Genomic DNA, 18,399 nt, shown 5'->3' with positions numbered 1-18,399 from the left:
ATGTAGCTACTTTACTTGCTCTTGTATTCTTCTCTAAATCATCTAGAGCACCAAAAGCTGAAGGTGAACCATTTGATTCTGGAAAAAGATAAGCACCTATAAAAAGAGCAACTATGCACTTCTTAAAAGAGCAGCTATGCTGCAATACGGAACTTTTCTGCAATACGGATCTTATCACCTTAAAAAAGAGCAGCTATGCACTTCTGAAAGGAGTGGCTATGCCACAATACGGAACTTAAAATTGGTTCAGAGTTTAAAAATGATAAAAATATGAAAATGGGGTAGCATGTTTATCTAAGTGTTATTAGAAAACATGCCATAACCATTTTAGTATAAATAAAATGCTGATAAATACAGCTTTATGAGGAGGAAAATAAAATGAATATAGCTAAATTTATAGATCATACAATATTAAAGCCAGAGGCAACAGCAGAGGATGTAAAAAAACTTTGCAAAGAAGCTAGAGAATATAATTTTGCTTCTGTTTGCGTAAATGGATGTTATGCAAAATTAGTAAGCACAGAGCTTGCGGGAACTGATGTAAAAACTTGTGTTGTTGTAGGGTTCCCACTTGGGGCTATGACTAAGGAAGCAAAGGCATTTGAAACAACTCAAGCTATTGAAAATGGTGCAACTGAAATTGATATGGTTATTAATGTTGGTGCATTAAAAGAAAAGAATTATGAACTTCTTAAAGAAGATATAGAAGCTGTAGTAAATGCTGCAAAAGGAAAAGCATTAGTTAAAGTAATTATTGAAACATGTTTATTAACCGATGAAGAAAAAATTAAAGCATGTGAAATATCAAAAGAAGCAAAAGCAGATTTTGTTAAGACTTCAACAGGATTTTCTACTAGTGGAGCAACAAAAGAAGATATTGCACTTATGAGAAAAACTGTAGGACCAGAAATTGGTGTAAAAGCATCAGGTGGAGTTAGAGATTTTAAAACAGCTATGGATATGATAAATGCTGGAGCAAGTAGAATAGGTGCAAGTGCAAGTATATCAATTGTTAGCGAAAGTAAATAATGCTAAAATGGGAAAATAATTATATAGAATTATTATTAAAAATTAAAGGAACAATATAAGAATATAATTTCTAGTTATCATATAATGAAGGGAAATAAGGAAGCGCTTCCATTGATTTATGGAATAATTAATTATAACAGTAGATCATGGATGTGGTTCAACAATTTCCTTTGCATATATGGGGCAAACCTTAGCAGGAATATTAAATGTAGAAAAATAAAAAATGGAGAAAGCTTCTTAAAGGAAATCCAAAAATAAAAGTAATAATTATTTTGAAGAAATTCTTAGTAATATTACAGAAAATATAATTAAAAGTCCTAACAGTTAACTGACTAAAAGGAGGTTGTTTTATGGATTATAAAAAACTTATACAAGTAGCCTTAGATTATAGAAGCAGAGCATATTCGCCTTATTCTGATTTTAAAGTAGGAGCAGCAGTACTTTTTGAAAGTGGGAAGATTTATGGAGGATGCAATATAGAAAATGCATCTTTTGGTGCTACAAATTGCGCTGAAAGAACTGGAATATTTAAAGGAATATCAGAAGGTGAAAGCAAAATAAAAGCCATAGCTGTAGTTGGAAGTCTTGAAGAATACACATACCCATGTGGAATCTGCCGTCAAGTAATTACAGAATTTGGTGATCAAGATGTAAAAGTTATAATAGCAAAGAGTGAAGATGATTATATAGTAAAAGACATGAACGAGATTTTGCCAGGAACTTTTACAAAAACAGACTTAAATAAATAAAATATAGTCAAGTCCAAAACTGTTAACTGTAAATTGTTAACTATTAACTGAATAAAATTTGGAGGTATAGAAAATGAGTATTCATATTAACGCACCAGAAGGTGCAATAGCAGAAAGCGTATTATTACCAGGAGATCCTTTAAGAGCTAAATTTATAGCAGAAACATTTTTAGAAGATGCAGTTTGCTACAATGAAGTTAGAGGAATGTATGGATTTACAGGAACATATAAAGGAAAGAGAGTTTCTGTACAAGGAACTGGAATGGGAATTCCATCAATATCAATATATGCTAGTGAATTAGTTCAAAGCTATGGAGTAAAAAATCTTATAAGAGTTGGAACTTGTGGGGGATATAGTGAAAAGGTTAAAGTTAGAGACCTTATAATAGCTATGTCAGCATCAACAGATTCAAATCTTAACTTAGTAAGATTCCAAGGAAGAACATTTGCACCAACTGCAAGTTTTGAGTTATTAAAACCTGCATATGATATAGCTGTTCAAAAAGGTTTTGATCCTAAGGTAGGAAGCATATATAGTTCAGATGTATTCTATGGAGACGATAATGAAGATTGGAAGAAATGGGCTAAGTTTGGATGTTTAGGAGTAGAAATGGAGGCGGCTGCATTGTATACAATTGCAGCAAAACACGGAGTTAATGCTTTAGCATTACTTACAGTAAGTGATCATTTTGTAACTGGTGAAATTACAAGTGCAGAAGAAAGACAACTAACATTTACAAATATGATGGAAGTTGCACTTGATACAATAGCAGGGTTATAATATTTGGATGGGTTAAATCTATATTGATATAATAAAGGATTAAGTATTGTGCTTAATCCTTTTTTATGTAACAGATAAAAATAAAAACTCTATAGTAGATTAAATAAAAAACCTATAATTTTATTTTTCATTGTAAGAAATACTAAGAGTTTCTATAAGATTTTGGAGTGCTATTGGTTATTTTTAGAAAATTTCTATTAAATGAGCGTATACTTGAATATCCACAGGTATAAGCAATATCGGTAATTGTATTTTGAGTATTTTTTAATAGATATAAAGCATAATTAATTCTGTTTTCATTCACAAAATCAACAAAAGAAATACCTAAAATATTATTTAAATATTTTGAAAGATATGTATAACTATAACCAAACTGTGCTGCTATGTTTTTTAGTGAAATATCTTTTGTGAAGTTTTCCTGAGTATAATTAAGAATTTTATGTAGCAATTCATAATCAGGCTTTATACCATCGACTAATTTTGTATGCTCCATAATTTCAGAACATAAAAGATACAAACAAGCTTTCATTTCAAGGATATTCCAATTGTCTTTGAAAATTTTGTCCAAAATTAAATTCTTTGCATTAGAAGATAAATCAAAAACAGGATGTTCTAAGGCTTTACCATCAATCATATTATGAAAGGTTCTAACGTATTCTGGCGGAAATACACAAATTTCTCCATCTGAATATTCTTTTGTTGTAATTGAATGAACTTCATAAGGTAGAATCAATATGGAGGAACCTTCTTCAAGTTGAAAGGTTCTGTTATTTACAGATATTTCAATAGCACCATTAGTAACGTATACAAATTCAAAGCTTCGGTGCAAATGTCTAGGATAATTAAGGTTATTAGGATGATAATATGCAAAAAGATTATTTTCACCAAAATGATAAGCTTCATACTTTAACATAAGTTACCTCCAAAAGGATAAATTTTGTCTATAATTATAGAAGTAATTTCTTGTTAAGTCAATTGAAAATTAGATATTATATAAGTAAGATGAAAAAGTATGAAGACTCATAATTAAAAGGAGAGATATCTTATGGAGGGAAATGAACAAATTACTCATGAATATGCCTTGGAAAAAGCAAAAGAATTAGTATCTAAAATGACTCTGCAGGAAAAAGCAGAACAACTTACGTATAAAGCTCCAGAAATTAAACATTTAAATATTCCTAGATATAACTGGTGGAATGAAGGTCTTCATGGTGTAGCAAGAGCAGGTACAGCAACTGTTTTTCCTCAAGCTATTGGACTTGCAGCTATGTTTGATGATGAATTATTAAATAAAATTGCTCAAATTATAGCAACTGAAGGTCGCGCAAAATATAATGAAAGTTCTAAAAAAGACGATAGAGATATATATAAAGGTTTAACTTATTGGTCACCAAATGTAAACATTTTCCGAGACCCTAGATGGGGACGCGGTCATGAAACTTATGGAGAAGATCCATACTTAACTTCAAGATTAGGTGTTGCTTTTGTTAAGGGATTGCAAGGAAAAGGAAAATATTTAAAAATAGCAGCTTGTGCTAAACACTTTGCAGTACATAGTGGTCCAGAAGGGTTAAGACATGAATTCAATGCTGTTGTAAGCAAAAAAGATTTATATGAAACTTATTTGCCAGCCTTTGAGGCTTGTGTAAAAGAAGCTGATGTAGAAGCTGTAATGGGAGCTTATAATCGTACAAATGACGAACCATGCTGCGGAAGCGAACTTTTATTAAAAGATATTTTAAGAGGAAAATGGCAGTTTAAAGGTCATGTAGTATCAGATTGCTGGGCTATTGCAGATTTTCATTTGTATCATGGAGTTACAAGCACAGCTACTGAATCTGCCGCACTTGCTATAAAAAATGGCTGTGACTTAAACTGTGGTAATGTATATCTTCAAATGCTTCTAGCCTATAAGGAAGGATTAGTAACAGAAGAAGATATAACAAGGGCAACAGAAAGATTAATGGCAACAAGAATTAGATTAGGAATGTTTGATGAAGATTGTGAATACAATAAAATACCTTATGAGGTGAATGATTGTAAAGAACATAATGAAGTATCTTTAATGGCTTCAAGAAAATCAATAGTAATGTTAAGAAATAATGGATTATTGCCATTAGATAAATCAAAAATAAAATCTATAGGAGTAATTGGACCAAATTCAGATAGTGAATTAATGTTAAAAGGTAATTATTTTGGAACAGCTTCTAGATATATAACAATACTAGAAGGTATACATGAAGCTGTAGGTGAAGATGTAAGAGTATTCTACTCAGAAGGTTGCCATTTATATAAAGATAGTATTTCCGGTTTAGCATTGCCTAATATTAATGATAGATTAGCTGAGGCTATAACTGTTGCAGAGCATAGCGATATTGTAGTTATGTGTTTAGGCTTAGATTCTTCCATTGAAGGAGAACAAGGAGATGCAGGGAATAGTGATGGAGCTGGTGATAAATTAAGTTTAAATTTACCAGGTAAGCAGCAGGAATTATTAGAGAAAGTAATTGCGACAGGAAAGCCTGTCATAGTAGTTCTGGGATCAGGAAGTGCACTAACACTTCAAGGTCAGGAGGAAAATTGTGCTGCCATATTACAAGCATGGTATCCAGGAAGTCAAGGGGGAAGAGCAGTAGCTGATTTGATATTTGGTAAATGCTCTCCAAGTGGTAAATTACCAGTAACATTTTATAAGACAACTGAAGAATTACCTGAGTTTACTGACTATTCTATGAATGGAAGAACTTATCGTTATATGAAGGGAGAAAGTTTATATCCATTTGGATTTGGATTAACTTACTCTAATGTAGAATTATCAGAATTAGCTGTATCAGATATTAAAAAGGATTTTGAAAATGTTGAACTTAGCATTAAAATTTCTAACGCAGGAAATTTTGATATAGAAGAAGTGTTACAATGTTATGTAAAAGATCTTGAATCAAAATATGCAGTAGACAATTATAGTTTATCAGCATTTAAGAGAGTTTCTTTAAATAAAGGAGAAAGTAAAGTTGTAAAAATGTCAATAACTAAGAGGGCTTTTGAGGCTGTAAATGATGAAGGTGAAAGAATATTAGATAGTAAAAAGTTTAAGTTATTTGTTGGTATATCACAACCTGATAATAGAAGTGTACAACTTACTGGAATTAAACCATTAGAAGCAGAAATTTTATTGAGTTAAAAGTTGTGGGTGAAAATCCTAATGGGTTTTCTGAAATAAATTGAATAATATTCCTAAAGGAATATTATTCTGAATACTTTGTTGTTAAACATCCATCATAAATTAATAAAATGTGTTTTATATTAATACAATATAATAAATTAATATGATGTGAAAAATTAAATATTATATTTTTAATTAATGCGAGATTAAAAAAGATAGGAGAGAATCATATGAAAAATGTAAAACAAAATGAACCTTTAGTAACTCATATTTATACAGCAGACCCTTCTGCTCACGTATTTGAAGACAAAATTTATATTTATCCTTCTCATGACCTTGATCAAGTTCAAGTTTCAAATGATAATGGAGACCAATATAACATGGAGGATTATCACATTTTATCACTTGATGATATGAATTCACCTTGTGTTGATAATGGTGAAGCACTTCATTTAAGAGATATACCATGGGCTAGTAAACAATTATGGGCACCAGATGCAGCATATAAAAATGGTACTTACTATCTATTCTTCCCAGCAAGAGATAAGGATGAAATTTTTAGACTTGGAGTAGCAACAAGTTCAAATCCAGCAGGACCATTTAAAGCAGAAGAAAATTATATACCTGGAAGTTTTAGTATAGATCCAGCTGTTTTAATGGACGATGACAATAGATCATATGTTTACTTTGGTGGTCTTTGGGGTGGACAATTAGAAAAATGGCAAACAGGTACATTTAAAGCAGATGCTGAAGGTCCAGCATTAACAGAGCCAGCATTAGGACCAAGGGTAGCTGAATTGAATGATGATATGCTTACTTTTAAAGAAGCACCAGCGGAAATATCAATTGTAGATGAAGAAGGCAATCCTATACTTGCAGGAGATGAAGATAGAAGATATTTTGAAGGACCATGGGTTCACAAGTACGATGGATACTATTATCTTTCATACTCGACTGGTACTACTCATACTATTGTATATGCAATGAGTAAAAATCCAAAGGGACCTTATACTTTCAAAGGAAAAATACTTGATCCTGTAGTTGGTTGGACAACTCATCATTCAATTGTTCAATATAAGGATAAGTGGTATTTATTTTATCATGATAGCTCTCTATCTGGCGGAGCTGACAATAAACGTTGCGTAAAATACACTGAAATAAAATATAATGAAGATGGTACTATTCAAAAAGTTGAATTGCCTAAATAATCATGAGCTATAATTGAAAAATTTTATTTAAAAGGCAGATATAAAAATTTATATTCTCTGCCTTTTATTTTATACATAATTAATTTTATTTTTGAAGTGAAGTAAAAAAGGAATTGATCAAAAAAAGGAGTGGTTAAACATCTATAATTATTTATATAAAAACTATAATTACAGATGTTTCAATTTTACCAATTAAGTTTATAATATGCTATGTATATGTTTACTTATTAGAGTGTGTAAGATTATACAAGAAGGTAGGGGTAGTTTATGAAAAGTTTAAAAAGTACAATTATACTTATGAATATAGTTATTGTAGGAGCAGTAACATTACTATTGAGTATAATATCTATTACAGAACTCAAAAAAAGCAACTTAGAATCAATAAAGGTATATGAAGCTAGCCTTAGGCAAGGATATGATGATAAGATAAAAAATCATGTTAATAATGTGGTTGGATTAGTGAATGGAATATATAAGATGCAGACTGATGGAATATTAACCGAAGATGAAGCTAAAAAACAGGCAAGAAATATCGTTAAAAGTTTAAAGTATGATGAAAATGGATACTTTTGGATTGATAATGTAAATGGAAAATTAGCAGAAAGCTCTTCAGATACAAAAGATAGTGGAGGAGCAGCTAGTAATGCAACTGATTTTAAGGGAAAGATAATGAGTGTTGTAGTTAAAGATGGAAGTGGGTTCACTGATTTTGATTTTCCAAAGCAAAATGGTGAAGGGACAGCGACTAAAAGAGCATATTCAGCAGTATTTAAGCCATATGAATGGGTTATAAGTACAGGAAATTATGTTGATGATATTGACTTAGAAGTAGCTAATAAAACTGCAGAGCTAAATAATAAATTAATTCAAACAATTATTATGTTAATAATATCAATGGTTGCTTTAATGACTGTATCAATAATAGTAGCAGTTAAAATATCAAAAAAAGTAACTAAGCCTTTAACTAAAATAAAAGAATTAGCTGAAAGATTAGCAAGGTATGATTTTTCGGAAGACGTTAACATAACTAGCAAGAATGAGTTTGGACAAACTGCTAAAGCTTTAAATGAAGCACAAAATAATGTAAAACGTCTTATTAGAAGCATAAGTGGACAAACAATGGAATTGACAGCATCTACTGAGGAATTATCAGCAGTTACACAAGAAGTAACAACAAGGGTTTTAAACATAAACAGTTCAACAAAAGAAATTGTAAATAATATGCAGGAGTCAATGGAATCAGCAAAACAAGTAAATGAATCTATGAAGGAAATTAATCTAAGTATTGGTGAGCTGTCTCAAAGGTCAACTAACGGAAGTGAAATATCAACAAGTTTTAAAGAAAAATCCTTGAAATTAAAAAATGAAACTAGTGTTACATTAAATAATACGCAAAATATGTATGAGGAAAGAGAAAATAAAATTTTAAGTGCAATTAAAGAAGGAACAGTGGTTCAAGAAGTATCTATTATGGTAGATGCAATATCAGCTATTGCAGAAGAAACAAATTTACTTGCTTTAAATGCAGCAATAGAAGCAGCTAGAGCAGGGGAACATGGAAGAGGTTTTGCAGTAGTTTCTGAAGAAGTTAAAAAGCTTGCTGAACAGTCAGCTGATTCTGCTAAGTCAATTCAAAGCACAGTATTTAAAGTTAAAGAAGCCTTTAAGAAACTTTCAGATAATAGCCATGAAGTACTTAATTTTATAACTGCAGATGTAACAAGTCAATTTAATGAATTTATATCTTCGGGTGAATATTATTACAATAATGCTGAAAAAATTAGTAAAATATCAGAAGATATAGCTGGTATGTCAGAAAATCTAAATGCTGCAATTCAGCAGATAAATGCAATGGTTGCTACTATGACAGCTAATTCAGAAAAATCAACACAAAATTCAGCTGAAATATTACAAGGTATAAATGAAACTACATCAAGCATGGCTGAAATAGCAACTACAGCTGAAAATCAAGCTTTACTAGCACAAAAACTCAATGAATTAATTGATGGATTTAAAATATAAAAAGAAAAGAGGAAATATTATGGAAATGACATTAAGATGGTTTGGAAAAGAAGCAGATTCAGTAACACTGGAACAAATTAGACAAATTCCGGGGGTAACAGGTGTTGTTACAACCTTATATGACACAATGCCTGGAGAAGTATGGCCATTAGAAAGAATTAAGGCTATGAAGGCAGAAGTTGAAGCAGCCGGTCTTAGAGTTGCAGGTATAGAAAGTGTTAATATACATGATTCAATAAAGATAGGAACACCAGATAGAGATAAGTATATTGCTAATTATATTACTACTTTAGAAAGACTTGGACAAGAAGGCATAGACGTTGTTTGCTATAATTTCATGCCAGTATTCGATTGGACAAGATCAGATTTAGCTAAAGTAAGACCTGATGGATCAACAGTTTTATCATATGATCAAGAACTTGTAGATCAAATAAATCCTGAAAATTTATTATCTTCAATGGATTCAAAATCTAATGGTTTTGTGCTACCAGGCTGGGAACCAGAGCGTATGGCTAGGATAAAAGAATTATTTGAATTATATAAAGATGTGGATAATGATAAATTATTTGACAATTTAAAATATTTCCTAGAAGCAATAATGCCAACTTGTGAAAAATACAATATTAAAATGGCAATTCATCCAGATGATCCAGCATGGCCAGTATTTGGATTGCCAAGAATTATGACATGTAAAGAAAATTTACTGAAATTAGTGAATATGGTAGATAGCCCATGTAATGGAGTTACCTTATGTACTGGATCTTTAGGTTCAAATGTAAATAACGATATTCCTGATATAATAAGAGCTTTAAAAGGAAAGATTCATTTTGCACACATTAGAAATATTAAACACCTTGGACCAGGTAAATTTGACGAAGCAGCTCATTTATCTTCAGATGGTTCTCTAGATATGTATGAGATAATGAAAGCTTTTTATGAAATAGGATTTAAGGGGATTGCAAGACCAGATCATGGAAGAGCAATTTGGGGTGAAGTTGCAATGCCAGGATATGGACTTTATGATAGAGCTCTTGGAGTTACCTATTTAAATGGAATTTGGGAAAGCCTACAAAAACAGTCATAGGATATATATTTAAATTGAAAAAGCAGGTGAATAAATGTTGAAGTTGAATAATGAAGGAATTTTACTAAAGGAAGAATGGGAAAAAGAAAATTTTGTGCTTCCAAAGTTTGATAGAGAAATAGTAACAAAAGAAACTATGAAAAATCCTGTGTGGATTCATTTTGGGGCTGGAAATATATTTAGATCATTTCCAGCTGCTTTGCAGCAAACTCTTTTAAACGAAGGAAAAACTAATAAAGGAATTATAGTAGCGGAAGGCTATGATTATGAAATCATTGAAAGAATTAATAAACCCCATGATGATTTAAGCTTAATGGTTATTTTGAAAGCAAATGGAACAATTGAAAAAACTGTTATTGGAAGTATAGTTGAATCTTTGACTGTAGATAGTGATAATGTAAAAGACTTTGAAAGATTAAAAGAAATTTTTATTAATCCTTCACTGCAAATGGTTAGTTTTACCATTACCGAAAAAGGATATAGCCTTGTTGATAAGGATGGAGAATATACTCCAATGGTAGTAGAGGACTTTAACAATGGTCCTTATAAGCCTAAAAGTTATATTGGAAAGTTAACAGCTTTATGTTATGAAAGATATTTAAGTGGGAAAAAACCAATAGCATTAGTTAGTATGGATAACTGCTCTCATAATGGAACAAAATTATATAATGCAGTTAGTACTTTTGCTGAAAAGTGGACAGATAATAAAAGTGTAGATAGTGGCTTTTTAGAATACATTAAGGATAAAAATAGTGTTTCTTTTCCATGGAGCATGATTGATAAAATTACACCAAGACCAGATGATGGTGTTAAAAATATGCTTATAAAAAGTGGCTTTTCAGATGTAGAGCCTATAATAACAAATAGAAATACTTATGTTGCATCCTTTACAAATGCAGAGGAAGCAGAATATTTAGTAATTGAGGATGCTTTTCCTAATGGAAGACCATCACTTGAAGATGCAGGTGTTAAATTTACAGATAGAGACACAGTTGATCGTGTAGAAAAAATGAAGGTATGCACATGCCTTAATCCGTTACATACAGCTCTAGCAGTATTTGGATGTTTGCTATCCTATACTGAAATTTATAAAGAAATGGAAGATCCTGAATTAAAAGCATTAGTAGAAAAGGTAGGATATAAGGAAGGGCTTCCTGTAGTTGTAAATCCAGAGATTATAAATCCAAAGGAGTTTATAGATGAGGTATTAAATAATAGAATACCAAATCCATTTATGCCAGACACTCCACAACGTATAGCTACAGATACTTCACAAAAAATGTCTATTCGCTTTGGAGAAACAATTAAGGCATATGCAAATAATCCAGAATTAAAGGTAACTGATTTGAAATTTATTCCTTTAGTTATAGCTGGTTGGTGTAGATACTTATTAGGAATTGATGATAATGGAGAAAAATTCGAAATAAGTTCAGATCCAATGTTGTCTATGCTTAAGGAGAATATTCAAGGAATTGAATTAGGACAAAAAGGTCCATTCCATATGCAGTTAAATCCAATTCTTTCAAATGAAAAGATTTTTGGAGTAAATTTATATGAAGTTGAATTAGGTGAATTAGTAGAAAATTATTTTGTAGAAATGTTAGAAGCTAAGGGTTCAGTAAGAGCTACACTAAAAAAATATTTAAGTAATTAATATTGGGAGGAAATATGATAAATAAAAAAGGTAAATTATACTCTAGTTGGTTAAGTCATAGTAATATTGAAAATAGTAAATATAAAGAATACCTTAAAAGTATTTTAATTTCACACAAAAGTGAAATTATAGAATCTGCATTATCAGAACTAAAAAGAGCATTTGAACAAATTGGAAGCATTAAAGAAGCTCAAGTTGTTTATGAAAGTGAAAAAGATATTAATGATTCTAAATATATAAAGTTAGTGAAGATAAATGATGATAGACTAATTAATGATGGATATGAAATAAAACATGATGAAAATAATGATTGTATAATTATTTCAGCTAAAAATGATAGTGGTATCCTTTATGGAGTATTTGGATTATTACGTTTATTTGAACAAAACAAACTAATTGAAGGAATAGAAATTATTGATAATCCAAAGAAAGAGATTAGAATGATAAATCATTGGGATAATCTTGATGGAACAATTGAGCGTGGATTTGCAGGGGCATCTGTACTATTTGAAAGTTGCCGTAACAAAGATATTATGAAGGAAGTTATGGATGTTATAGGAGGTATAACAGCAACTAATAGTGCATTAAGAAAAGCATTTGGTGATGACTATGAAGTAGCATCTGACTTAGAAAGAATTAATGACTATGCAAGAATGCTTTCTTCTGTCGGAATCAATGGAGCAATAATAAACAATACTAATGTTCATGAAGCAGAAACTCATTTAATGGATAGCAAAATTAATATTGTAAAAACTATTAATGATATATTTAATAAATGGGGAATTAAAACTTATTTGAGCATAAATTTTGCAGCTCCAATTACCTTAAAGGATTTAGATACTTCAGATCCATTAGATGAAAAAGTAAAAGAATGGTGGAAGAAAAAAGTTGAATATATGTATAGCGTAGTTCCAAACCTAGGTGGTTTTATGGTAAAGGCAGATTCAGAAGGAAGACCAGGTCCATTTACTTATGGACGTAATCATGCTGATGGAGCAAACATGCTTGGAGAAGTACTAGCACCATATGGAGGCCTACTAATATGGAGATGCTTTGTATATAACTGTAAACAAGATTGGAGAGACCATTCAATAGATAGAGCTAAAGCAGCTTATGATTGTTTCAAACCACTAGATGGACAATTTTTAGATAATGTATACCTACAAATTAAAAATGGTCCATTAGACTTCCAAGTTAGAGAACCAATATCACCATTATTTGGAGCAATGGATAACACAAATAAATTGTTGGAGCTTCAAATAACTCAAGAATATACAGGGCAACAAAAACATGTATGCTATTTAATTCCTATGTGGAAGGAAATTTTAAACACTGAAACTTATGCAAATGGTAATAGTGAAAGCAATGTAGCTAAAAGAGTAAGTGGAATAGATGCAATAGTTAATGTAGGTAATGATGAAAATTGGACAGGACATTTCTTGGCGCAAGTAAATCTTTATGGATATGGAAGACTTGCTTGGAATAGTGAAATTACAAGTGAAGAAGTTGCAGAGGAATGGATTAACCTTACTTTTGGAAATAACCAAACAGTTATGAAAAATGTAATGGAAATATTAATGAATTCTTGGAAAGCATATGAAAATTATACTTCACCACTTGGTATAGGCTGGATGGTATCTACTGGCAATCACTATGGACCAGATGTAGATGGATATGAGTTTTCTCCTTGGGGAACATATAATAGAGCAGATTGCAGAGGAATTGGAATTGACCGTACTGTAGAAAGTGGTACAGGATATTCAGGACAATATAATGAACCTCTTAAAAGTCAATATAACAATGTAGAAACTTGTCCAGATGAATTACTATTATTTTTCCACCATGTTCCTTATACACATGTATTAAAATCAGGTAAAACAGTAATTCAACATATTTATGATACACATTTTGAAGGTTTTGAAGCAGTAGAAGGATTTGTTCATAAATGGACAGAACTAAAAGGAAGTATAGATGAAAATGTATATGAACATGTACTTGATCGCCTTAACGTACAATTAGATAGTGCTAGAGATTGGAGAGATCAAGTAAATACTTATTTTTATAGAATGTCAGGAATTGAAGACGAAAAGAAAAGAAAAATATATTAAAGTAAATGCCTCTAAAGATTTTGAATAAAAGTCTTTAGAGGCATTTAAAATTTTTGGATTAGCGAAATTTCAAAACTAGTTAATCTTAGAGAAAGTCTATTCTAATGTGAATGAAGCCAGACTTGCAATTCCATCACCTGTATATGTAAAATATAATGCTTGAATTCCATCTGGAATTTCTATATCAGCAGAATATTCTGTCCAGATGTTAGTAAAATCAACAGGTATATTTCCAAGTGCTGGACCGTTCCAAGATGTTTTTACTTCAAAGGCACCATTACAATATCCACGTACCTTAATTTTAACTATTTTAATTCCCTTACAATCAAAATATTTAAATCCTGCTGTAGCAGAATCTTTCATATTAGCAATATAGCCGATTTCTTCATCGCCGTCTTTTCCATCTTGGGTTATCTTAGGAAATGGATCAATTATCCACGTTCCAGTGAAGTTTTTCTTTAGTGATTCTTCATCAAGGAAAAGGTTGCAAGCTATATATGCTTCATACTCGCCTAAGCCTACAAGAGGTCCACCATTTGAACCGCAAGATGTCATTTCTACTTGAGGAATGGTACCATCATCTAAAAATTCAATTTGTTCAATACAACCCTGACGGCTGAACCAAGACCCATTAGTATGTCTGTGATAAAAAATATACCATTTGCCATTGATTTCAGCAATGCTGCCATGATTATTAGTGCAATAATTCATAGGTTTTTCTGCTGGCTTGTAAGAATCAATATTAATATCATTATTACTTACAATAACTCCTTGATATTCGAAACCTTTTGTTGGATTTTTACTGGTAGCATAACAAAGTTCATGCATAACAATTGAGGAATATATAAAGTAATATGTATCACCTTTTTTCCTTATAGAAGAAGCTTCAAAAAACTCATGACCTTCAAATCCACTGCCGTTACTGTATGGCTGACTAGGTACTACCAATATTGGTTCTTCCACAATAGTTAGCATATCAGGGCCAATGACTGTTACAGTAGCTCCTTTTCGTGATTTATCGCCATAGGCACAAAAACCAGTATAAAGATAAGTAGTATTTCCTTCGGTAAGTACTCCAGGATCAAATTGATATGGGTCACCCTCTCTTTCACCCAAACGTGTTCCGTCAGAATGATGCACATAGCCATAGAATTCATATTTACCTGCAGGGGTATCACAAACTGCAACTGATATAAGTGAAACTTTATCAAGTGCATAGTACAAATAATATCTTCCATCGGGTCCAACTGTTACATCAGGGGCATAAAGGCACATTCTGTTGTCAGGATTAAGAGGATCATCTGATTTTTTGTAAATCACACCTTCATAACGCCAGTCAGCAAGATTTTCAATTGGTGCTGAATAGCATACATAATCATTTAAACAAAATACATGACCGTTAAATCGGTCATGAGAGCCATAAACATAGACTCTATCATTAAAAACATGGGGCTCACCATCAGGGATATACTCCCACGATGGAAGATAGGGATTTAGTCCTTGTTTTTTCATTTTCATTACTTTCACTCCTTTTATAGGGACTCTGTTATAATGAGAATTTATTTATAGAATATTATTTAATTCTCAATGTTCTTATAATAAAATTATAAGATGGTTAACTGGTTGAAACAATGATATATACTAAGATATAATTGATATATTCTAATACTGAAGAATTATATAAACTATATAGATAACACTAATTATTTTGTATTGAAAGACGAAACCAGATAGCCACACTTAACTATCTGGTTTTAGTTTGTATATTAACAATTTGGTCTAATAAAGCCTAACTTATAAACAAAACTATTTGTCAAATTTCCAACAATCAAATTGGAAGTCTTCTCCAGCAAAAACAAAGAATAAATTATGTACACCTTGTACATTCTTAATCTCTACTGTCACATTCTTATACTCATCATTACTACCTGTGTTTGGTACTTCTAAATAGCCAATTGTTTCTCCATCTTGACTATCTAAACAGATTTTAATAGCATTTCCACTTGTCTTACTTGATACATTAGCTGTAAAAGAATTCGCACCTGTTGAACCAAAATCAACATTAGATAATCCTATCCAATTACCTGTTTCCATCACATTAACTACAAGATTATTTTTGCCATATATTAAACTTTCTTCTTCAGTTACTTTTGTAGTTATACCACCCATCCAAGCAAATGTTTCTGCTTCATTTAGAATAAATGGATTTAAGTTTTTTACTTGTTTAACACCAGTACGTGTTCCTGTAATTGGCTTAATAGTTCCGTCAGCTAAAACTTCAACTTCTTCAACATTAGTTGTACGGTACCCAGTAGCTGGAAGTGACATATCATTACATAATAAAAGAGAATGATAGAACATATACCACTTTTCTTTAAATTTAATCATAGAGTGGTGGTTATTACTCCAAGCTTCAAAAAAGGTTCCTGGATTCTCTAATATAGATCCATTATATGTCCAAGGACCAAGAGGATTTTTACTAGTCATAATAATAATTTCTGCAATTTTTGGTACATATTCACCTACTGCATTATCACGGCTTGACCAATTTGAACAATAACTATAATAATAAGTATCACCGATTTTATTGATACCTGAATCTTCAAAAAGATATGGAGCTTCAATAGTTACTGGAATTCCTACAATGCTAATCATATCTTCGCCCAATTCAACTGCCCTTGCAGTGTTTGGCATGGCTTCCTTGCCTTCTGGTACTCCACCTCCAAAGTATAAATATGCCTTTCCGTCATCATCTACAAGAACAGCTGGATCGAAAAGCCATTCAACATTTGAACAGTTCTCTGTTTCTTTTGTAATTAAAGGTTTACCTAATGGATCAACCCATGGACCAGCTGGACTATCGCTTGTTAAAACGCCAATAGTACTTGCGTTATTTGCATAATATAAGAAGAATTTTTCTTTTCCGTTAATAGTCTTATGTGCAGCTGCAGGAGCCCATGAATTTTTTGCCCATGATGAAGCTCCGTTTGGTCCTGCTACTTGAACCGTTCCATGATCTGTCCAGTTTACCAAGTCATCAGAAGAAATACAATTCAAATTTTGAATGATTTTATAACTATTTTCTATTAAATTTCCATCACTGTCATACTCAAATACATCATTTGTTGTATAGACATAAATCCTTCCATCATATTCCATAGCATAAGGGTCAGCTCCAAATCTTTGAAGTAATATAGGATTGTTATGCTCTAAACTTTTATATCCTTTTGTAAGTTTGATATTTTTAAATAGATTTTCCATAAAATAATTCCTTTCCATATATGTTACTAGATTTCTTATTATTTTATCTGTAGAGAAAGTATAAATTTAATAAAATTAATAAGTAAAATTATAGTAACCTTAATCGTATTCATGCTCAACCATATAAATTATAGTAAATACATGAAAAAATATTAATCATATATAAAAATGAACCAAAAATAATTATCGAAGTTTAGCACAAACGAAACTTATAGTATTCTCCATAGTATAGTTTTTCCAAATTAAATAAAGGATAATACCTAGTCTCGAAGTATAATTTTCTTTACACAGAAAAATTAAGAAAGGCAGGTATTATCCAATGAATAATTTTACTTTTACTAATGATAACTGTATAGATAATAGTAACAGGTAATTATATGCAAATATAATTTTTATATTTGTACAAAATCTAGGTAATTAGAATATATTATACATCATGCAGTTTTTTGTACTGACCTGGAGATATACCAACTAATTTGGTAAAACTACGAATGAAATTAGCATAATCATAAAATCCTGACAGATAACATGATTCAGATACATTTTTCCCTTCGTTTAGCAAAACTTTTGCAAGAGAAATCCTTTGAGCTAAAATATAGGAACGGATAGAAAGTCCAGTATGTTTTTTAAATTGACGGCTTATATAAGTGCCATTAAGATAAAAAAATTTTGATAATTGTTCTAAACTTATTTCTTCAGTAAGATGTTCCTCGATGTAAGTCATTGTATTATGAACTAATTTAGGCATGATATTATCTGCTGTGTGATTAGAATTTTTATATAGTGTGTTTATCAAAACTAATACTTGTGATAAATAGGAATTAACTAGAATATCATCTCCATATTGGTTGGAGTTAAGCACTTGACATAGATTATCAGCGAGCCTTATAAAATTATTCATCTGTTCTTCCGAAAGATGAATAAGATTCTTTTGACCTAAAGGGTGAGAATGAAAGCAACTAAGTAGATTAGTTTGCCCACTGGACAACCTATCCAAAACAGACTTTTTAAGATTTATTCCTATTCTTTCATAAAGCTGGTCATTAAGACAAACAGAACGATGCATTTCACTTGGATTAATAACAAGTAGATCACCACGTTTTAAGTGATAGCATGAATGTTCCAGATACATATTGGTATTGCCGGAAATAAAAAGATATATTTCATATGCATCATGTCGATGATATGGAAAATATTGATCTGTGCATTCTTTTTCGGTTGCAGGGTGATAGCAAATTACATCGGCATTGATTGGTTGAAAAAAACAGTTTGATTTATTATTCACAATATAATCTCCTTAATAAAGAAAAAGATCATTTCACGCAATAAAATTGGCATGT

14 protein-coding genes are annotated in these 18,399 nt (G+C 31.1%); 10 read left to right on the top strand and 4 right to left on the bottom strand.

Annotated features, from left to right (window positions below; translation table 11 throughout):
* Positions 1-378 precede the first annotated feature (378 nt).
* From deoC to deoD, 4 genes are all read left to right on the top strand, one after another.
* A complete protein-coding gene (gene deoC, locus GXK56_RS24675; RefSeq protein WP_160692478.1) occupies positions 379-1,029 on the top strand; it encodes a deoxyribose-phosphate aldolase in 651 nt (216 codons plus the stop codon).
* A gap of 84 nt (positions 1,030-1,113) precedes the next feature.
* Complete coding sequence (locus tag GXK56_RS27970; protein ID WP_207710287.1) at positions 1,114-1,287, top strand: hypothetical protein; 174 nt, start codon at positions 1,114-1,116, stop codon at positions 1,285-1,287.
* Positions 1,288-1,379: 92 nt separating this feature from the next.
* Entirely contained in the window at positions 1,380-1,778 is a 399-nt protein-coding gene (locus tag GXK56_RS24670; protein ID WP_160692477.1) for a cytidine deaminase, read from the top strand.
* Positions 1,779-1,851: 73 nt separating this feature from the next.
* Positions 1,852-2,559 carry a purine-nucleoside phosphorylase gene (gene deoD, locus GXK56_RS24665; protein WP_160692476.1) on the top strand — a complete coding sequence of 236 codons (708 nt, stop codon included), beginning with the start codon at positions 1,852-1,854 and terminating at the stop codon, positions 2,557-2,559.
* A gap of 142 nt (positions 2,560-2,701) precedes the next feature.
* Here deoD and GXK56_RS24660 read toward each other — a convergent pair whose 3' ends face one another.
* Positions 2,702-3,472 carry an AraC family transcriptional regulator gene (locus GXK56_RS24660; protein ID WP_160692475.1) on the bottom strand — a complete coding sequence of 257 codons (771 nt, stop codon included), beginning with the start codon at positions 3,470-3,472 and terminating at the stop codon, positions 2,702-2,704.
* 132 nt (positions 3,473-3,604) lie between these two features.
* On the opposite strand from GXK56_RS24660, the gene GXK56_RS24655 reads away from it, so the two are divergent.
* From GXK56_RS24655 to GXK56_RS24630, 6 genes are all read left to right on the top strand, one after another.
* Complete coding sequence (locus GXK56_RS24655; protein ID WP_160692474.1) at positions 3,605-5,740, top strand: glycoside hydrolase family 3 C-terminal domain-containing protein; 2,136 nt, start codon at positions 3,605-3,607, stop codon at positions 5,738-5,740.
* A gap of 212 nt (positions 5,741-5,952) precedes the next feature.
* Complete coding sequence (locus tag GXK56_RS24650) at positions 5,953-6,930, top strand: glycoside hydrolase family 43 protein (RefSeq protein ID WP_160692473.1); 978 nt, start codon at positions 5,953-5,955, stop codon at positions 6,928-6,930.
* Between the two features lie 267 nt (positions 6,931-7,197).
* Positions 7,198-8,952 (top strand): methyl-accepting chemotaxis protein, encoded by a 1,755-nt coding sequence (locus tag GXK56_RS24645; protein ID WP_160692472.1) that lies wholly within the window; start codon positions 7,198-7,200, stop codon positions 8,950-8,952.
* Positions 8,953-8,971: 19 nt separating this feature from the next.
* On the top strand, positions 8,972-10,036 hold the full coding sequence (gene uxuA / locus GXK56_RS24640) for a mannonate dehydratase (protein WP_160692471.1): 1,065 nt from the start codon (positions 8,972-8,974) through the stop codon (positions 10,034-10,036).
* A gap of 34 nt (positions 10,037-10,070) precedes the next feature.
* A complete protein-coding gene (locus GXK56_RS24635) occupies positions 10,071-11,690 on the top strand; it encodes a mannitol dehydrogenase family protein (RefSeq protein ID WP_279283328.1) in 1,620 nt (539 codons plus the stop codon).
* A 14-nt stretch (positions 11,691-11,704) separates the two neighbouring features.
* Positions 11,705-13,798, top strand: coding sequence for an alpha-glucuronidase family glycosyl hydrolase (locus GXK56_RS24630; RefSeq protein ID WP_160692470.1), 2,094 nt, complete (start codon positions 11,705-11,707; stop codon positions 13,796-13,798).
* 96 nt (positions 13,799-13,894) lie between these two features.
* Here GXK56_RS24630 and GXK56_RS24625 read toward each other — a convergent pair whose 3' ends face one another.
* The 3 genes from GXK56_RS24625 to GXK56_RS24615 all read right to left on the bottom strand — a co-directional run bounded on the left by GXK56_RS24625 (position 13,895) and on the right by GXK56_RS24615 (position 18,344).
* The gene (locus tag GXK56_RS24625; protein ID WP_160692479.1) at positions 13,895-15,310 is read right to left on the bottom strand and encodes a family 43 glycosylhydrolase; all 1,416 of its coding nucleotides are present in this window, start codon (positions 15,308-15,310) and stop codon (positions 13,895-13,897) included.
* 294 nt (positions 15,311-15,604) lie between these two features.
* Positions 15,605-17,059 (bottom strand): glycoside hydrolase family 43 protein, encoded by a 1,455-nt coding sequence (locus tag GXK56_RS24620; RefSeq protein ID WP_160692469.1) that lies wholly within the window; start codon positions 17,057-17,059, stop codon positions 15,605-15,607.
* A 427-nt stretch (positions 17,060-17,486) separates the two neighbouring features.
* A complete protein-coding gene (locus GXK56_RS24615) occupies positions 17,487-18,344 on the bottom strand; it encodes an AraC family transcriptional regulator (protein ID WP_202127941.1) in 858 nt (285 codons plus the stop codon).
* Between the last annotated feature and the right edge of the window lie 55 nt (positions 18,345-18,399).

It is taken from the genome of Clostridium sp. C2-6-12 (genome assembly GCF_009928485.1).
GTDB lineage: Bacteria > Bacillota > Clostridia > Clostridiales > Clostridiaceae > Clostridium.
The sequence above is the reverse complement of the archived record's forward strand: the minus strand, read 5'-3'. Positions and strand labels throughout refer to the sequence as shown.